This window comes from Pseudomonas sp. GL-R-19 (assembly GCF_019956375.1).
GTDB lineage: Bacteria > Pseudomonadota > Gammaproteobacteria > Pseudomonadales > Pseudomonadaceae > Aquipseudomonas.
The window spans coordinates 81,856-100,386 of the sequence record NZ_JAHBDJ010000013.1 but is presented as its reverse complement, the minus strand read 5'-3'; the positions used below and the strand labels follow the sequence as shown (position 1 = coordinate 100,386).

Annotated in this window: 17 protein-coding genes; 14 read left to right on the top strand and 3 right to left on the bottom strand. The window is 58.7% G+C overall.

Going from position 1 to position 18,531, the window contains the following annotated elements:
• Positions 1 to 291: 291 nt before the first annotated feature.
• The 8 genes from puuE (at position 292) to KGA83_RS08765 (ending at position 8,455) form a co-directional block, all read left to right on the top strand.
• Positions 292 to 1,218, top strand: a complete 927-nt coding sequence (puuE, locus tag KGA83_RS08800) for an allantoinase PuuE (RefSeq protein WP_108218982.1) — start codon at positions 292 to 294, stop codon at positions 1,216 to 1,218.
• A complete protein-coding gene (uraD, locus tag KGA83_RS08795) occupies positions 1,215 to 1,730 on the top strand; it encodes a 2-oxo-4-hydroxy-4-carboxy-5-ureidoimidazoline decarboxylase (protein ID WP_223529476.1) in 516 nt (171 codons plus the stop codon). The genes puuE and uraD overlap by 4 nt, the downstream gene beginning before the upstream one ends.
• Positions 1,731 to 1,820: 90 nt before the next feature.
• Complete coding sequence (gene alc, locus KGA83_RS08790) at positions 1,821 to 2,816, top strand: allantoicase (protein ID WP_223529474.1); 996 nt, start codon at positions 1,821 to 1,823, stop codon at positions 2,814 to 2,816.
• Positions 2,817 to 2,963: 147 nt separating this feature from the next.
• Positions 2,964 to 3,467, top strand: a complete 504-nt coding sequence (locus KGA83_RS08785; protein WP_108218985.1) for an ureidoglycolate lyase — start codon at positions 2,964 to 2,966, stop codon at positions 3,465 to 3,467.
• A gap of 50 nt (positions 3,468 to 3,517) precedes the next feature.
• Positions 3,518 to 4,819, top strand: coding sequence for a urate hydroxylase PuuD (locus tag KGA83_RS08780; protein WP_108218986.1), 1,302 nt, complete (start codon positions 3,518 to 3,520; stop codon positions 4,817 to 4,819).
• Between the two features lie 160 nt (positions 4,820 to 4,979).
• Entirely contained in the window at positions 4,980 to 6,338 is a 1,359-nt protein-coding gene (locus KGA83_RS08775) for a nucleobase:cation symporter-2 family protein (RefSeq protein ID WP_108218987.1), read from the top strand.
• 171 nt (positions 6,339 to 6,509) lie between these two features.
• Positions 6,510 to 7,295 (top strand): outer membrane protein OmpK, encoded by a 786-nt coding sequence (locus KGA83_RS08770; RefSeq protein ID WP_223529472.1) that lies wholly within the window; start codon positions 6,510 to 6,512, stop codon positions 7,293 to 7,295.
• 374 nt (positions 7,296 to 7,669) lie between these two features.
• The gene (locus tag KGA83_RS08765; RefSeq protein ID WP_108218988.1) at positions 7,670 to 8,455 is read left to right on the top strand and encodes an outer membrane protein OmpK; all 786 of its coding nucleotides are present in this window, start codon (positions 7,670 to 7,672) and stop codon (positions 8,453 to 8,455) included.
• 87 nt (positions 8,456 to 8,542) lie between these two features.
• Here KGA83_RS08765 and KGA83_RS08760 read toward each other — a convergent pair whose 3' ends face one another.
• The 3 genes from KGA83_RS08760 to KGA83_RS08750 all read right to left on the bottom strand — a co-directional run bounded on the left by KGA83_RS08760 (position 8,543) and on the right by KGA83_RS08750 (position 13,640).
• Positions 8,543 to 11,302: an RHS repeat-associated core domain-containing protein gene (locus tag KGA83_RS08760; RefSeq protein WP_108218989.1), complete on the bottom strand. Its 2,760-nt coding sequence runs from the start codon at positions 11,300 to 11,302 to the stop codon at positions 8,543 to 8,545.
• Positions 11,303 to 11,374: 72 nt separating this feature from the next.
• Positions 11,375 to 12,544, bottom strand: a complete 1,170-nt coding sequence (locus tag KGA83_RS08755; protein ID WP_108218990.1) for a patatin-like phospholipase family protein — start codon at positions 12,542 to 12,544, stop codon at positions 11,375 to 11,377.
• 163 nt (positions 12,545 to 12,707) lie between these two features.
• A complete protein-coding gene (locus KGA83_RS08750; RefSeq protein ID WP_108218991.1) occupies positions 12,708 to 13,640 on the bottom strand; it encodes a lipid A biosynthesis lauroyl acyltransferase in 933 nt (310 codons plus the stop codon).
• Between the two features lie 118 nt (positions 13,641 to 13,758).
• On the opposite strand from KGA83_RS08750, the gene minC reads away from it, so the two are divergent.
• From minC to KGA83_RS08720, 6 genes are all read left to right on the top strand, one after another.
• Positions 13,759 to 14,496: a septum site-determining protein MinC gene (minC, locus tag KGA83_RS08745; protein ID WP_108219058.1), complete on the top strand. Its 738-nt coding sequence runs from the start codon at positions 13,759 to 13,761 to the stop codon at positions 14,494 to 14,496.
• Between the two features lie 202 nt (positions 14,497 to 14,698).
• Entirely contained in the window at positions 14,699 to 15,511 is an 813-nt protein-coding gene (minD, locus tag KGA83_RS08740) for a septum site-determining protein MinD (RefSeq protein ID WP_060541535.1), read from the top strand.
• A gap of 3 nt (positions 15,512 to 15,514) precedes the next feature.
• Positions 15,515 to 15,769 (top strand): cell division topological specificity factor MinE, encoded by a 255-nt coding sequence (minE, locus tag KGA83_RS08735; RefSeq protein ID WP_108218992.1) that lies wholly within the window; start codon positions 15,515 to 15,517, stop codon positions 15,767 to 15,769.
• 180 nt (positions 15,770 to 15,949) lie between these two features.
• Complete coding sequence (locus KGA83_RS08730; RefSeq protein ID WP_090324073.1) at positions 15,950 to 16,585, top strand: RluA family pseudouridine synthase; 636 nt, start codon at positions 15,950 to 15,952, stop codon at positions 16,583 to 16,585.
• Positions 16,586 to 16,799: 214 nt separating this feature from the next.
• Positions 16,800 to 18,089, top strand: a complete 1,290-nt coding sequence (locus tag KGA83_RS08725; protein WP_108218994.1) for a M18 family aminopeptidase — start codon at positions 16,800 to 16,802, stop codon at positions 18,087 to 18,089.
• A gap of 178 nt (positions 18,090 to 18,267) precedes the next feature.
• On the top strand, positions 18,268 to 18,444 hold the full coding sequence (locus tag KGA83_RS08720) for a hypothetical protein (protein ID WP_177413295.1): 177 nt from the start codon (positions 18,268 to 18,270) through the stop codon (positions 18,442 to 18,444).
• The last annotated feature ends 87 nt before the right edge of the window (positions 18,445 to 18,531 follow it).

The window sequence follows — 18,531 nt, the reverse complement described above, 5'->3', positions numbered from 1 at the left end:
AAAACGACATTTTTCGCATGACTCCCGGCATCGGCATATTTTCCGTCGATTTCCCGCCAAACCGCACCACCTATGAGCCCTTCAATCAATAATTGACCAGTCAGGCAGATTTCTTGCAGGCTCACGCCAATAGCAGTAAAAGATGACAGTCGGTGAAAAATGCGAGAATTCAGGCTTACAAAGTGAATATAAAGTTGTATACAATCAGCCCATCGCTGTGACGCCAGCCTGCCACCCTTTTTTCAGCTGCGTCACACCAACCGTCATCATCGAACAAGAAGGAAGCCTGCAGTGAGCGCTGACTACCCACGCGACCTGGTCGGTTACGGCAGTAACCCTCCGCACCCACACTGGCCGGGCAATGCCCGCATTGCCTTGTCGTTTGTACTCAATTACGAAGAAGGCGGCGAGCGCAACATCCTGCACGGCGACAAAGAATCCGAGGCGTTCCTCTCGGAAATGGTTTCAGCCCAGCCGCTGCAAGGCGCGCGCAACATGAGCATGGAATCCCTCTACGAGTATGGCAGCCGTGCCGGCGTGTGGCGGATCCTCAAGCTGTTCAAGGAATTCGACATTCCGCTGACCATCTTCGCCGTGGCCATGGCCGCCCAGCGTCACCCGGACGTGATCCGCGCCATGGTCGATGCCGGCCACGAGATCTGCAGCCACGGCTATCGCTGGATCGACTACCAGTACATGGACGAAGCCCAGGAACGCGAGCACATGCTCGAAGCGATCCGCATCCTCACCGAAATCACCGGTGAACGCCCACTGGGCTGGTACACCGGCCGCACCGGCCCGAACACCCGTCGCCTGGTGATGGAAGAAGGTGGTTTCCTCTATGACTGCGACACCTACGACGACGACCTGCCCTACTGGGAACCGAACAACCCGACCGGCAAGCCGCACCTGGTGATCCCGTACACCCTGGACACCAACGACATGCGTTTTACCCAGGTCCAGGGTTTCAACAAGGGCGACGACTTCTTCGAATACCTGAAAGACGCGTTCGATGTGCTCTACGCCGAAGGCGCCGAGGCACCGAAAATGCTCTCGATCGGCCTGCACTGTCGCCTGATCGGCCGTCCGGCGCGTCTGGCTTCGCTCAAGCGCTTTATCGAATACGCTAAAAGTCATGAACAGGTGTGGTTCAGCCGTCGCGTCGACATCGCGCGTCACTGGCAAGAAACCCACCCGTACACAGGGGCTGCCAAATGAGCACCTTTCAAACCGTCAAACCTTCGAGCCTGAGCCGCGACGCCTTTGTCGCCGCTTTCGCCGACATCTACGAACATTCGCCATGGGTGGCCGAGAAGGCCTTCGACCTGGGCCAGGACGCTTCGATCGACGAGATCGAAACCCTGCACCAGCGCATGAGCGACATCCTGTTGAGCGCCGATCACGAAAGCCAGCTGGCTTTGATCAACGCTCACCCGGACCTGGCCGGTAAAGCCGCCGTCCAGGGACAATTGACCGAAGCCAGCACTAATGAGCAGGCTGGCGCCGGTATTCACCAATGCACGGCCGAAGAGTTTTCTCGCTTCACCGAGCTGAACGACGCCTACAAAGCCAAGTTCAAGTTTCCCTTCATCATGGCGGTAAAAGGCAGCAACCGGCATCAGATCCTCGCAGCGTTCGAAACGCGCATCCACAACCCGGTCGACACCGAGTTCAAATGCGCGCTGGCGGAGATCAACAAGATCGCCCTGTTCCGATTACTGACCCTATAGCAAGCCTGGCCTGAGCGGATTCAAGAACGCCGAAACCGCCAAGGGCCTCGCAAGCATCCCAAGCCACTTATTTAAAGGCAGACAAGAAGAATGAAAGCTTACGCCGTACCTTTCGAGAAGTTCGTCAACCTGGCCGATGCCCGCCTGGGCACCAAGATCATCTCGGTCACCGATGACTGGTTCGCAGACGCCAACCGTCTGTTCCAACCGACCCCGGCCGTATGGAAGGAGGGCGTGTTCGATGACAACGGCAAGTGGATGGACGGCTGGGAATCGCGCCGCAAGCGCTTCGAAGGCTTCGACAGCGCCGTGATCCGCCTGGGCGTACCGGGTTCGATCAAGGGCGTCGACATCGACACTTCATTCTTCACCGGCAACTTCCCACCGTCGGCGTCCCTGGAAGCCTGCTTCCTGGCTTCGGGCGAGCCAGATGACAACACCCAGTGGACTGAAGTGCTGTCCGCCGTCGAGCTGCAAGGCAACAGCCACCACTACCACGAAATCAACAACGACCAGGCGTTCAGCCACCTGCGCTTCAACATCTACCCGGATGGCGGCGTGGCCCGTCTGCGTGTGTACGGTGTGCCGTTCCGCGACTGGTCGGCTATCGGCGACAACGAGCAGGTCGACCTGGCTGCAGCCCTCAATGGTGGCCGCGCCCTCGCCTGCTCCGATGAACACTTCGGCCGCATGAGCAACATCCTCAACCCGGGCCGTGGCATCAACATGGGCGACGGCTGGGAAACCGCGCGTCGCCGTACCCCGGGCAATGACTGGGTGATCGTCGCGCTGGGTCATGCCGGTGAAGTCGAGAAAGTCATCGTCGACACCCTGCACTTCAAGGGCAACTACCCGGACAGCTGCTCGATCCAGGGCGCGTTCGTGAAGGGCGGTACCGACAGCCAGATCGAAACCCAGTCGCTGTTCTGGCGCGAACTGCTGCCAAGCCAGAAGCTGGAAATGCACGCCGAACACACCTTCGCCGAGCAGATCAAGGCACTGGGCCCGATCACCCACATCCGCCTGAACGTGTTCCCGGATGGTGGTGTGAGCCGCCTGCGGGTATTGGGCAAGGTCGCGAAGTAATGCTGAGCCCGTAGGAGCGAGCTTGCTCGCGATGGTCGTCAACGAAAACGCGCCCAACCTGAATGAATGCGGTGTCTTGACGTTTTTCGCGAGCAGGCTCGCTCCTACAAAGAATCATCAACATCAACACAGATTAAGAAGACCAGCATGCGCACATTGACGATTGAACCGCTGACCAAAGAAGCCTTCGCCCCTTTCGGTGACGTGATCGAAACCGACGGCAGCGATCACTTCATGATCAACAACGGTTCGACCATGCGCTTTCACAAACTGGCAACGGTGGAAACCGCTACGCCAGAGGACAAGGCGATCATCAGCATCTTCCGCGCCGACGCGCAGGACATGCCGCTGACCGTCTGCATGCTGGAGCGTCACCCGCTGGGCAGCCAGGCTTTCATTCCGCTGCTCGGCAACCCCTTTCTGATCGTGGTCGCGCCAGTTGGCGATGAACCTGTATCAGGCTTGGTCCGCGCCTTCGTCACCAACGGCAGGCAGGGCATTAATTACCATCGCGGCGTTTGGCACCACCCGGTGCTGACGATCGAAAAGCGGGATGACTTCCTGGTGGTTGATCGCAGTGGCACAGGCAATAACTGCGATGAGCATTTTTTCAAAGAGGATGAGCGTTTGATCCTCGCCCCCCACCAATAAGAGAAGGTCTGATCACTCGACAACAGAGTGACAGGCGAGAGGTAAAGACTGTGGAAGCACATCTGTTGGAATGGCTGAACCTGAGCGTGCGCTGGGTTCACATGATTACTGGCGTGGCCTGGATCGGTGCGTCGTTCTATTTCGTATGGCTGGAAAACAACCTCAACCGGGTCAACCCGAAAAGCGGTCTGGCTGGCGATTTGTGGGCAATCCACGGTGGCGGTATCTACCACCTGGAAAAATACAAACTGGCTCCACCGACCATGCCGGACAACCTGCACTGGTTCAAATGGGAAGCCTACTTCACCTGGATGTCGGGTATCGCGCTGCTGTGCGTGGTGTTCTACTCCAACCCGACGCTCTACCTGCTGGCTCCGGGCAGCACCCTGAGCGGTCCTGAAGGCGTGGCCATCGGTCTCGGCTCGCTGTTCATTGGCTGGTTCATCTACTCCTTCCTGTGCGACTCGGCCCTGGGCAAACGCCCTGCCCTGCTAGGTGGAATCCTGTTCGTCCTGATCATCGCCGCGGCCTACGGTTTCAGCAAAGTGTTCAGCGGTCGGGGTGCGTACCTGCACGTCGGCGCGATCATCGGCACCATCATGGTCGGCAACGTGTTCCGCATCATCATGCCGGCGCAGCGCGCACTGGTGGCGGCGATCGCCGAGAACCGCACGCCGGATCCGGCGCTGCCAGCCAAAGGCCTGCTGCGTTCGCGTCACAACAACTACTTCACCTTGCCAGTGCTGTTCATCATGATCAGCAACCACTTCCCGAGCACCTACGGCAGCCAGTACAACTGGTTGATCCTGGCCGGGATCGCGGTACTGGCAGTGTTGGTGCGTCACTACTTCAACACCCGTCACGACAGCCACAAGTTTGCCTGGACTCTTCCAGTCGCAGCCGTCGGCATGATCAGCCTGGCTTACGTCACCGGCCCTGCGCCGCTGAACAGCCCGGAAGTGGCCAAGGCACCCGCCAGGATCGAATACCAGCCGCTGCCGGAAACAGCAGTGGGCGGTGGTTTGAAACCGGCTGAAGCCAAACCTGCAGAAACGCCAGCCGCCGCACCGGCGCAAGCGTCCAACACAGGCCCTGGCTTTGACAAAGTGCACAGCGTGATTCAGGAACGTTGCGCGGTTTGCCATTCGGCCAAGCCAACCAGCCCGCTGTTCAGTACGGCCCCTGCCGGTGTGATGTTCGACACCCCCGAGCAGATCCGCCAGAACGCACCGCGAATTCAGGCGCAAGCCGTCACCAGCCAGATCATGCCACTGGGCAACATCACCCAGATGACCCAGCAGGAACGTGACCTGATCGGTGCCTGGATTGTGCAGGGCGCCCAGACCAACTAATCGCTAAAAGCTTCGCTGGCAAGCCAGCTCCTACAGGTTCCATGTCGTGCGCCTAACCGGTGAACAACACAAATCTGTAGGAGCTGGCTTGCCAGCGATCAACCGCGCAGCGGTTGCCTGATACGAAAAATCACAAGAATAAAAAAATCCGAGGTGTTGCATGTCCGAGCTATCCACAGCACGCATCCCCGACGCACCCGCCATTCAGCGTTTGCCCCTTTTGCAACTGATCCTGGTCGGTTTGCAACATGTTCTGCTGATGTACGGTGGCGCCATCGCGGTGCCGCTGATCATCGGACAGGCCGCTGGCCTGAGTCGTGAAGAAATCGCCTTCCTGATCAACGCCGACCTGCTGGTGGCGGGTTTTGCCACCATCGTCCAGTCCCTCGGCATCGGCCCCATGGGCATTCGCATGCCGGTGATGATGGGCGCCAGTTTCGCTGCCGTCGGCAGCATGGTCGCCATGGCCGGCATGCCCGGCATCGGCCTGCAAGGGATCTTCGGCGCGACCATCGCTGCCGGGTTCTTCGGCATGCTCATTGCCCCGTTCATGTCCAAGGTCGTGCGCTTCTTCCCGCCGCTGGTGACCGGCACGGTCATCACCTCGATCGGTTTGTCGCTGTTCCCCGTGGCCGTGAACTGGGCCGGCGGCGGTGCCAGCGCCACTCAATTCGGTTCGCCGATTTACCTGACCATCGCCGCGCTGGTGCTGGGCACCATTTTGCTGGTGCACCGTTTCATGCGCGGCTTCTGGGTCAATATTTCCGTGCTGATCGGCATGTGCCTGGGCTACGTGCTCTGCGGCCTGCTAGGCATGGTCGACCTCAGTGGCATGGCTCAGGCGCCATGGCTGCAATTCGTCACCCCGCTGCACTTCGGCATGCCGAAATTCGAACTCGCGCCGATCCTGTCGATGTGCCTGGTGGTGGTGATCATTTTCGTCGAGTCCACCGGGATGTTTCTTGCGCTGGGCAAGATCACCGGCCAGGAAGTCTGCCCACGGATGCTGCGTCGCGGCTTGCTGTGCGATGCCGGCGCTTCGTTCTTCGCCGGGTTCTTCAACACCTTCACCCACTCCTCCTTCGCCCAGAACATCGGCCTGGTGCAGATGACCGGCGTGCGTTGCCGCTCGGTGACCATCGTTGCCGGCGGGTTGCTGATTGTCCTGAGCCTGCTGCCCAAAGCCGCGTTTTTGGTGGCGTCGATTCCTCCGGCAGTACTGGGTGGCGCAGCGATTGCGATGTTCGGCATGGTCGCCGCTACCGGGATCAAGATTCTCCAGGAAGCCGACATCGGTGACCGTCGCAACCAGTTGCTGGTGGCGGTGAGCATCGGCATGGGTCTGATCCCGGTTGTACGCCCGGAATTTTTCGCCCACCTGCCCGTGTGGATGAGCCCGATCACCCACAGCGGCATCGCCATGGCCACCCTCAGCGCGCTGACGCTGAACCTGTTGTTCAACATCCTGGGTGGCGCCGAACGCGCGGCCATGAATGACTGCCAGGCGCATACACATTGACTGGACAGGCACCGCTCTACTGTAGGAGCGAGCCTGCTCGCGATGGTCGCTAACGGTTACGCGTGCTTGCTGGATGAACGCGGTGACTGGAAGTCCATCGCGAGCAGGCTCGCTCCTACAGGGATCGGCAGCAACCTGCGCCTCAAAAATAAAAACAAGAGGGAGCAACAGATGATTCGGACACAAACCAACTTGTTGTTGAGTGGCGGCCTGCTGGCCGCGAGTCAGGCCATGGCCGGCGATTTATTGCTGTGGCAGACCAACAGCCTGAGCTACCTGTACGGCAAGGACTTCGTGGTCAACCCGTCGATCCAGCAGACGATAACCTTCGAACACGCCGACCGCTGGAAGTACGGCGACAACTTCATGTTCATCGACAGCACTTACTACAACGGCGAGAAAGACCGCAACAAAGGTGCTCACGCCTACTACGGCGAGTTCAGCCCGCGCCTCTCCTTCGGCAAGATCCTCGACCGCCGTTTCGAATTCGGCCCGATCAAGGACGTTCTGCTGGCAATGACCTACGAGAACGGCGAAGACGACACCGAGGCCTACCTGATCGGCCCCGGTTTCGATCTCGCGATACCGGGCTTCAATTTTTTCACCTTGAACTTCTATTACCGTCAGACCGAAGGCTCGCGTCCCGGCGACGATGTCTGGCAGATCACACCGGCCTGGTCCTACACACTGCCACTGGGCAACTCGAACCTGCTGATCGACGGTTACATGGACTGGGTGGTGGATAACGACCAGAACTCCCATGGCACTTATCACGCCAACCTGCACTTCAACCCGCAGATCAAGTACGACCTGGGCAAGGCCCTGAGCTGGCGGGAGAAACAAGTGTACGTCGGCGTCGAATACAGCTACTGGAAAGACAAGTACGGCATCGAAAACAGTTCCAGCTTCGACACCAATGAAAACACCACCAGCCTGCTGGTGAAGGTGCACTTCTGATGCTGCCCCGCAACCGTGCCCCAAACCTGTCGTCGGTGCGCCGTTGCGGAGCACTTGAGACCTGGCCGAGGAGTCAGTATTCTCCGCGGCCGCCCGAATCCGGTTTAAAAAAAAGCCCGGATATAAAACCTGACCATAAGGCCAACTTATCCCGGCTCTGGCAGGCACCAAGGCACTCCAAAACCCCTCTCAATCGACCGCTCTTGAGCCGTCGAACGGGAGTTTTTTGGCTTTTTGAAAGCCTTGGCTCAGCTCTTGCTAACAGCACTAAAGCTGACCGAATGGATGATTTTTAGCGCTACAGAAACAGGCGCCACACCAGAGCGCTGACTTAAAAAATAACGTGGAACCACCTACTTTTTGGGAGCAACCGAATGAAACGTACGTGCACTAGCCTGATGCTGGCGGGATCATTGCTGGCGGGGGGTCAGGCCATGGCCGGCGACTTGCTGCAATGGCAGAACAACAGCCTGAGCTACCTCTATGGCAAGGACTTCCAGGTCAACCCGCGCATTCAGCAGACGGTGACCTTTGAACACGCCGATGGCTGGAAGTACGGCGACAACTTCTTCTTCATCGACAAGATCTTCTACAACGGCAAGGAAGACCATTTCGCTGGCGAGAACAGCCATTACGGCGAGCTCAGTCCGCGCCTGTCGTTCAACAAGATCTTCGACCAGAAGTTCGAGTTCGGCCCGATCAAGGACGTGCTGCTGGCCATGACCTACGAGTTCGGTGAAGACGATACCGAGTCGTACCTGATCGGTCCTGGTTTCGACCTGGCCATCCCGGGCTTCGATTACTTCCAGTTGAACTTCTACAACCGCCACACCGAAGGCGACCGCCCGGGCGACAACATCTGGCAGGTCTCGCCGGTCTGGTCCTACACCATTCCGGTGGGTGGCTCGGATGTGCTGATCGACGGTTTCATGGACTGGGTCGTCGACAACGATGTCAACAGCAAAGGCGAATACCACGCCAACCTGCACTTCAATCCGCAGATCAAATATGACCTGGGCAAGGCGTTGAACCTGGGTGCCAAGCAGCTGTACGTCGGTGTCGAGTACGACTACTGGAAAAACAAGTACGGGATTGAAGACAGCCAGGGCTTCAAGACTGATCAGAGTGTGACCAGTTTCCTGGTTAAAGTTCATTTCTGACGGAATGCAATGTCCCAACCTATCGGATAAGGCAGGTTGGGACTCGCTCACTCTGTGAGCCAATTTCGCCAGCATGAACTTCTGAGATCAGTTGCTGATATCACGTTCATAGACTCGTTGTAACGAATATGCTGAAAATATAGTGGTGTCTGCATTGTTTTTTGCCATTGAGGCCCTTACTGCCGGATCACTTTTAAATATTGAAACTGCTTCACTCCACGTATTCACTTGACCTTGTGAAACAAGCGTATTCACTCGATTTATAAACCGGTCGTCCTCACTCATGGCACCGGGACCAATGCTTGGTGTTCCCACCTTGCTCCGCGACACCCTGCGCACCCCCTCCAATCTAACGTCGACTTTATCTAAATTCCTGTAAGAAAACTTAACTTCAATATCAGGCAAATAAAAGTTATCTACCGTCCCCACCAAATGACTTAACTCATGCCCCAATGTGATCAGCATATCGTGATTGTTTGTTATAAAACCCTCATTTATCCATACTCGCCCATAGGGATCATCTTCAAACACATAAGCCTTAGTAGTTGCTTCCGCAGGAAGGCGAACCTTAACAAATTTGTCCCGCCCAAGTTCAGCTTGATACCCACCTATCAATTTTTCACTGGCCTGCCACACACCGACCACATCACTTAATTCCGATAGCGACGCAGCCGCATAATAGTCCTGAACCACCGGCGCACTCTCACGCTCAAACTCCTCCATCATTAGAGTAGCAACTTGATAGGCTTGTCGTGCCCGTTTCAGATTTGAAGTGATCGCCATTTGTTCAGAAAAACTAAATTCCGATAGACCTCGCGCGACGATTTCGTGTCCGAATCCGTTAACGGGATCTATCACTTTACGTTCATATTCATCATCCTTACCCTCATAAAACCGCCCATCCCTATCAATACGAACCATTGGCCCATTGACCACAAAAGCATAAAGATTCAATCCATCAACTATTCCTGCCGGATCACCACTCACCCAGCGCTGCAACCACGGCGCGTAATATCGATACCCGTAATAATAAAGCCCTGTCACATCCCGCTCTTTTCCGGAATAACGAATCGTCTTGTACCTGGTCTCAACTTCACTGGTGCCCGCCCACAATGCCGTCCCGCCAAACGGGTAATAAACCTCCCGACTGAACAGCGCTCCCTGCTCATCCAGTTCCAGCGTGCACGAGTTCAAGTGGTCACTCAGGCAAAAACGCAGTTGGTTATTGCGCATCCCATTGGGCAGTTTCTCAACCCAGTGCAAGGCCCGCACATGGCTAAGCCCCGCCTCGACACTCAGCACATGCCACTCTTCGCCGGTAGCCGTATCACGATGGATTTCCAGCCCCGGCAAGTAACGAACCTCAGTACGCAACGTGCGACGAGCCGTCTCGGTGAGTCGGACTTTTCTCAGTCGATGCCCGGGACTGTCGTAGAAATAACACTCGGTATCGTCAGCCCCATCCTCACGCCGGACCATCGTCACGCGACTCAACTGATTGCGAATGTCCCAACTCATTTCCTGGCCGCGCAACAGCTCCAGCTGATTGCCGTTGGCATCAAAGCCATCCGCCAGATTGCCTTCCTGCGCAACGCTGCGATTGCTGTCGGTCGAGGTAAACATCTCGAAGGTTTCCACGTCGCTGTGGTGGCGGGTTTGCAGATTACCGGCAGCGTCGTAATTGAAGGATTGGGTGTAATTGCGCAACTGGTTGGGGTCCAGCGGTGTGGTTTGCCAGGCAGGTAAAGCGGGGCCATGACCGGGTTGGCTCACTTCCCGGCCAGTGGCTTCAATCAGTTGATACAGGCTGTCATAGCGATAGCGGTTGATCGGCTCGATGCGCTGTTGATTGAAATAGCGTGTCAACGCAACCTTGTCTTCGACACTAGAGATATTGCCGACCGGATCGTAGGCATATTCGAAGTGCTGGAGCGGCGTGCCTCGGGCATCGCAAGACAGCAATCTGGTCAGTCGCCCATCTTCAGCTGCGTACCGGGCGGTCGTCAGGACACCATTTGCCGCACGCTCACTTTCAACCCGGCCGACGGCGTCGTAGCGGATGTCACCGATCAGCACCTGCGGCGCATCGCAAGCGCCAGCCAAACTCAGTCGGGCTTCCAGCAACTCGCCAGACTGGTTGTAAGCGAATGCCTGGAGATTTTCCATGGCGTCAGTCTGACGGAGCATTTCCCCTGACGGCCCATACTGCTGAGCCGTCCTGAAAACCTCATCCTCCAGGCGGGCATCGGCAAATTCTGACGACCAATCCGGCGGGGCCAACTCGAGCATGAAGCGGGTCTCTTCCACCAGAAGCAAGCCAGCCACACCATACTCGCAAAGGCTGCGACTGCCCGCCGGATGGTCATGACAGATCAGTTGGCTGCACTGGTTATGCACCGCAAACTCATCACCGCCCCCCGCGTAAGCAAAACGCTCGGCGACGCGCGGCGAGTCATCCTTCATCTGCTCCGTCACGCTCGTCGGACGCTGAAGCTCATCGTACTCAGTGTGCCGCTGACTCCCGCGACCATCCCAGAATGAGCGCACCATACCGGCCTGATCCAGCAAACTCAGTTGCCAACCGGCATCGACGCTGTCCACCAGCAGAGGCTGATTCTGTAGATTGTGCGTGGTGGCGAGGTTGGGTTTTGACGCCGCTCCCCACAATCGTGGATCCCAGGAAGCAACCAACCGTCCGGCAGCGTCAAAGTGATTGCGCGTGATGCGAGTCTCAATGGACGGGTTCAGCGGATGACGGCAATAGGCGACATTTCGTACAACCAATCCGCGTGAGTCCACCACCGACACGCTCGGTGTGTGAGCATCAGTCCATTGTGCAGCAGCCATCTTCGAACCCTCTGCCTGAGGGGTTCAATCTGATGGAAAAAACTGAGTACATCTACTGTCAGATCTGACAGTTCAAACGGCCTCAGCCACCGAGATCCCGAGAAACCGGCACAACTCCCCGCGCTTGGCCAACGCATCCCGTCGCCCCAGCTCAATCAACTCGCTGCAATACCCCGCCTCGAACAACAGATAGCTCAGCACCCCTGCCCCGCTGGTCTTGGTCGCGCCCGGCCCGCGCAGAAACAGGCGCAGTGCCGCCGGCAATTCCTGACGATGTCGCGCGGCAATCTCATCGATCGGCTGGCTCGGTGAAATCACCAGTACGTCCACCGGTGCCACGCCCAATGCGCGGGTCGGCGTGCCGTCGGGCATCAGGTGACTGAACTGGTTCAGGCGCTGCAACAACTCGATGTCGCTTTCCAGGCTGTCAATGAACGTACTGTTGAGCATGTGTCCGCCAATCTGCGCCAGGGTCGGCTGCTGACCGGTGTAGCTGCGCTGCAAGGGTTGTTGCGGGTCGACGCCGCGGGGGTTGCCGCTGACGCCCACCACCAGCACGCGACTGGCGCCCAGATGCAGCGCCGGACTGATCGGCGCCGACTGACGCACCGCGCCATCGCCGAAATACTCTTCGCCGATTTTCACCGGGGCGAACAACAGCGGAATGGCCGAACTGGCGAGTAGATGTTCCACGGACAGTTGGGTGGGAACGCCGATGCGTCGATGGCGCAGCCAGGCATCGATCTTGCCGCCGCCCTGATAGAAGGTCACGGCCTGGCCGGACTCATAACCGAACGCGGTGACCGCCACTGCATGCAATTGTTGCTGTGCGATCGCTTCGGCGATACCGCCCATATGCAGCTTGTCGTTGAGCAAGTCCCGCAGCGGAGAACTGTTGAGCAGCGCCACCGGCATGTGCTTACCGATGCCGAGCAAACTGTGGCTGACAAAACGGCTGGCCTGGCGGATCACCCCGGGCCAGTCACTGCGCAACACCAGGTGACTGCGAAAGCCCTGCCAGAAGGCCGTCAGGCGTTCGATGGCGTTACGAAAGTCCATTGCCCCGCTGGCGAGGCTGACGGCGTTGATCGCGCCGGCCGAGGTGCCGACAATCACCGGAAACGGGTTGCTCGCCCCCGGTGGCAGCAATTCGGCAATCGCCGCCAGCACCCCGACCTGATAGGCCGCCCGAGCCCCGCCACCGGAAAGAATCAACCCTGTAACCGGTTCGCCTGGACTCATGCACAACTCTCCATGGTGCTTGATGGGATTTCGTTGTTTCGACCTGTTCCCTTGTAGGAGCGAGCTTGCTTGCGATGGTCGTGAAAACGCCGCGGGGTGTCAGGTGCCCAGCGTTATCTTGGCTACCATCGCGAGCAAGCTCGCTCCTACAGGGTATCGGGATTCAACCACGTTTGGCGTACAGCTTCGGCTCGCCCGGTGGACGGCTCTTGAAGCGACGATGAGCCCACAGGTATTGCTCGGGATGCTCCCGCAGAACGCTTTCGATCCATTGGTTGATGCGGATGCAGTCGTCTTCTTCGGTTTCGCCGGGGAAACCTTCGAGCGGCGCATGGATCACCAGGCGATATCCGCTGCCGTCCGCCAGACGCTCCTGGGTGAACGGCACCACCAGCGCCTTGCCCAGCCGCGCAAACTTGCTCGTGGCGGTGACGGTCGCAGCCTGAATGCCGAACAGCGGCACAAAAACACTTTGCTTGGCGCCGTAGTCCTGATCCGGTGCGTACCAGATCGCCCGGCCCGAGCGCAGTAATTTGAGCATGCCGCGCACGTCTTCGCGCTCCACCGCCAGCGAGTCGAGGTTGTGCCGCTCGCGGCCCTGGCGCTGGATGTAGTCGAACAGCGGATTCTTGTGCTCGCGGTACATGCCGTCGATGGTGTGCTGTTGGCCGAGCAGCGCGGCGCCGATTTCCAGCGTCGTGAAGTGCAGCGCCATCAGGATCACGCCCTTGCCTTCGCGCTGAGCCTTTTGCAAATGCTCCAGCCCTTCGACATGAGCCAGGGTCGCCAGGCGCTTGCGCGACCACCACCAGCTCATCGCCATCTCAAAAAAAGCGATACCGGTGGAGGCGAAGTTCTCCTTGAGCAGGCGCTTGCGTTCGGCGGCGGTTTTTTCAGGAAAACACAGTTCCAGGTTGCGCTTGGCAATGCGCCGTCTGTCGCCGGCCACGCGATACATCAATGCGCCCAGTACACGGCCGATTCCCAGCAGTGCCGGATACGGCAACTGGACGATCAGCCACAACAGCCCCAGGCCACACCACAGCGGCCAGAAACGTGGAGATAGAAATGCTTTTCGAAAACGCGGGCGGTCCATTAATGCTTCCGGAATGACAATGGCCGCGCATTCTACATCGTTCGACCCGGCTTGCGGCCTGCGGGCGTTCTCGTTATAAGTCTCGGCACTTTTAGTGACAAGTCGTTGTATGCCGACCATGAGCCAAACCGAACCGCTAGACCAAGATCCCGTGTTCCAGTTGAAGGGCAGCATGCTGGCCATTACGGTGCTGGAACTGGCCCGTAACGACCTCGAAAGCCTTGATCGGCAACTGGCCGCCAAGGTCGCCCTGGCGCCCAACTTCTTCAGCAACGCGCCGCTGGTACTGGCCCTGGACAAACTCCCGGCCAACGAAGGCGCGGTCGATCTGCCAGGGCTGATGCGCGTCTGCCGCCAGCATGGCCTGCGTACCCTGGCAATCCGCGCCAGCCGCATCGAAGACATTGCCGCCGCCATTGCTGTCGACCTGCCGGTGCTGCCACCGTCCGGCGCCCGGGAGCGTCCACTGGACCTGACCGAAGGCGAACCGAAGAAAAAACCGGAAAAACCGCCCGAGCCGAGCATCAAACCGACGAAAATCATCACCTCGCCAGTACGTGGTGGCCAGCAGATCTATGCCCAGGGCAGCGATCTGGTGGTGATCTCCTCGGTCAGCCCGGGGGCGGAACTTCTCGCCGATGGCAACATCCATGTATACGGCCCGATGCGGGGTCGCGTGTTGGCCGGCGTCAAGGGCGACACCAAGGCGCGGATTTTCTGTCAGCAAATGAGTGCTGAACTGATTTCCATTGCCGGGCATTACAAGGTTTCCGAAGACCTGCGCCGCGACCCTCTATGGGGTTCGGGTGTGCAGGTCAGCCTGTCCGGCGACGTGTTGAACATCATTCGGCTTTAACGGATACTGCCGCATTTTCCAAGCATCTCTAAAACGTAGCGAAAACGGCTCAAACGAAGTAGGAAAAAGGCCGAAAGCAGTGTTTACCGGGGGTAAACGCCGCTCAAAACCGGATTCCAGCCAAGGCTGTCCGACTGCAGTAGTTTTTCAGGAGATGTTTTTCAGGGACTGAAAAGTCCTTCTTCCTTAGGGGTGAAACACCTTGGCCAAGATTCTCGTGGTTACATCCGGCAAGGGTGGTGTGGGTAAGACCACCACCAGCGCCGCTATCGGTACCGGCCTCGCTCTGCGCGGCCACAAAACAGTTATCGTCGACTTCGACGTGGGTTTGCGTAACCTCGACCTGATCATGGGCTGCGAGCGCCGCGTGGTGTATGACTTCGTCAACGTGGTCAACGGCGAAGCCAACCTGCAACAGGCCCTGATCAAAGACAAGCGCCTGGAAAACCTCTACGTGCTGGCCGCCAGCCAGACCCGCGACAAAGACGCGCTGACCGTCGAAGGCGTGGAAAAAGTCCTGATGCAACTCAAGGAAGACTTTGAGTTCGTGGTCTGCGACTCCCCGGCGGGCATCGAGAAAGGCGCCCACCTGGCCATGTACTTCGCCGATGAAGCGATCGTCGTGACCAACCCGGAAGTCTCCTCGGTACGCGACTCCGACCGCATGCTCGGCCTGCTGGCCAGCAAGTCCCGTCGTGCCGAACGCGGCGAAGACCCGATCAAGGAACACCTGCTGATTACCCGTTATCACCCGGAACGTGTGAGCAAAGGCGAAATGCTCGGCGTAGAAGACGTCAAGGAAATCCTTTCGGTGGCCCTGCTCGGCGTGATCCCTGAATCCCAGGCGGTGCTCAAGGCATCCAACCAGGGCGTTCCGGTGATTCTCGACGACCAGAGCGATGCCGGCCAGGCCTACAGCGATACCGTTGACCGCCTGCTGGGCAAGACCGTGGATCATCGATTCCTTGATGTACAGAAGAAGGGATTCTTCGAGCGCCTGTTTGGAGGCAACTAAGCAATGAACCTTTTTGACTTCTTTCGTGCCAACAAAAAGCAAAACACCGCGTCGGTAGCGAAAGAGCGTCTACAGATCATCGTGGCGCACGAACGCGGCCAACGCAGCACCCCGGACTACCTGCCAGCCTTGCAGAAGGAACTGGTCGAGGTGATCCGCAAGTACGTCAATATCGGGTCCGATGACGTGCATGTCGCACTGGAAAGCCAGGGCAGTTGCTCGATTCTGGAACTCAACATCACCCTGCCAGATCGCTGAGTCGATTCGTCAGGAGCCACGGCGGCTCGGGTTTCCAACCTTGGCGTAGGAGCTGCCGCAGGCTGCGATCTTTTGATCTTGTTCTTGAAACAAAGTCAAAGGATCGCAGCCTGCGGCAGCTCCTACACGGGGATCAGGGAAGCCTGAGCCGCCGTTGGCGTTTGTTACGAGGCTGTTTTAATGCCGTTGTCCAACATCCACATCATCCATCAGGATGCCGCCGTACTGGTGGTGAACAAACCGACCCTGTTGCTCTCCGTCCCCGGCCGGGCCGATGACAACAAGGACTGCCTGATTACCCGTCTGCAAGAAAACGGCTACCCGGAAGCGCGCATCGTCCATCGGCTGGACTGGGAGACTTCCGGCATTATCCTGCTGGCCCGCGACCCGGATACCCATCGCGAGCTGTCCCGGCAATTTCACGACCGCGAAACCGAAAAGGCCTACACTGCCCTGTGCTGGGGCCAGCCGGAACTGGACAGCGGCAGCATCGACCTGCCCCTGCGCTACGACCCGCCGACCAAGCCACGGCATGTGGTCGATCACGAATTCGGCAAACATGCGCTGACCTTCTGGCGAGTGCTCGAACGTTGCGGCGACTGGTGCCGCGTGGAGCTGACACCGATCACCGGCCGCTCCCACCAGTTGCGCGTGCACATGCTCTCGATTGGTCATCCACTGCTGGGTGACGGGCTCTATGCCCATGAACAGGCTTTGGCGGCCTGGCCGCGTCTGTGCCTGCACGCCAGCATGCTCAGCTTCACCCATCCCCAGACCGGTGAGCGCCTGCGCTTCGAGTGCCCTGCGCCGTTCTGAGCAAAAGCAAACCCTGTAGGAGCGAGCTTGCTCCGGGCGGCGTTCCGACGATGATCCCGAGAACGCCACGGGGCGCCAGGCTTCCCGCGTTATCGTTGACGACCATCGCGAGCAAGCTCGCTCCTACAGGGGATTGCGCCACTCCACCCGCACTCCGCCGCCAATTCCCTGACCAATACGTTAAACTGGCGCCACTGCTGTCTGGAGCTACTTTATGCGCGAAGAGTTGAACCAAGGCCTGATCGATTTCCTCAAGGCCTCCCCTACCCCGTTCCATGCCACAGCCAGCCTTGTTCAGCGCCTGGAAGCGGCGGGCTATCAACGCCTCGACGAGCGCGAGCCGTGGAATACCGAAGCCAACGGTCGCTACTATGTCACCCGCAACGACTCTTCGATTGTCGCGATCAAAATGGGCCGCCATTCACCGTTACACGGTGGCATTCGCCTGGTCGGCGCCCACACCGACAGCCCGTGCCTGCGGGTCAAGCCGCAACCGGAACTGCAACGCCAGGGTTTCTGGCAATTGGGCGTCGAAGTCTATGGCGGCGCGCTGCTGGCACCCTGGTTCGACCGTGACCTGTCCCTGGCGGGCCGCGTAACCTTCCGTCGTGATGGCAAGGTCGAGAGCCAGTTGATCGACTTCAAGGCTCCGGTCGCGATCATTCCGAACCTGGCGATTCACCTCAACCGTGAAGCCAACATGGGCTGGGCCATCAACGCCCAGACCGAACTGCCGCCGATCCTCGCGCAATTTGCCGGTGACGAGCGCGTGGATTTCCGCGCTGTGCTCACCGATCAGCTCGCCCGCGAACACGGCCTGAACGCTGATGTGGTGCTCGATTACGAGCTGAGTTTCTACGACACTCAAAGCGCTGCTGTCATTGGTTTGCATGGCGACTTCATCGCCGGCGCGCGCCTGGACAACCTGCTGTCGTGCTACGCCGGCCTGCAAGCGCTGCTGACGACCGACACCGACGAGACCTGCGTGCTGGTCTGCAACGACCACGAAGAAGTCGGTTCCTGCTCGGCCTGCGGTGCCGACGGCCCGATGCTCGAGCAAACCTTGCGTCGCCTGCTGCCTGAAGGTGATGAATTGGTACGCACCATTCAGAAATCCCTGCTGGTTTCGGCTGACAACGCCCACGGCGTACACCCGAACTACGCCGACAAACACGATGCCAACCACGGCCCGAAACTCAACGCCGGCCCGGTGATCAAGGTCAACAGCAACCAGCGCTACGCTACCAACAGCGAAACCGCCGGATTCTTCCGTCACCTGTGCATGGCTGAAGAAGTGCCGGTGCAGAGTTTCGTGGTGCGCAGCGACATGGGCTGTGGTTCGACCATCGGACCGATCACTGCCAGCCACCTGGGCGTGCGCACCGTGGACATCGGCTTGCCGACGTTCGCCATGCACTCGATCCGCGAATTGTGCGGCAGCCATGACCTGGCACATCTGGTCAAGGTGCTGAGCGCGTTCTACGCCTGCCGCGAGTTGCCGTAACAAAACCCTGTAGGAGCGAGCTTGCTCCGGGCGGCGCTCCGACGATGGACGCTAACGATTACACGTGATTTCTGGATAGTCGCGGAGCCCTGAAGTCCATCGCGAGCTCGCTCCTACAGACAACACCGCGCAAAAAAGCCGCCTAGACTTCAAGCATCCCTTCGACAAGGCCGTCACCATGATCTCGATGTCTACCTTCCACGCCATGCTGGTCCCGATCCTTGCCGGGATGATCATGCTGGCTGTCGGCTTCAACTTCCGCGATAAAAACGCCGGCGTGTTCGGCATGTGGATCGGCATGCTGACCATTCTCGCAACCGTGGTGATCAAGATCCTCGCCAAACTCAACGAATAATTCATCGCCCTTGGCTCGCATTGATTTTGACAGGCTCGTACACTCGGCCGATCCGCTCCCTGCGAGGTTGACCGCCTAGTGTTCGCT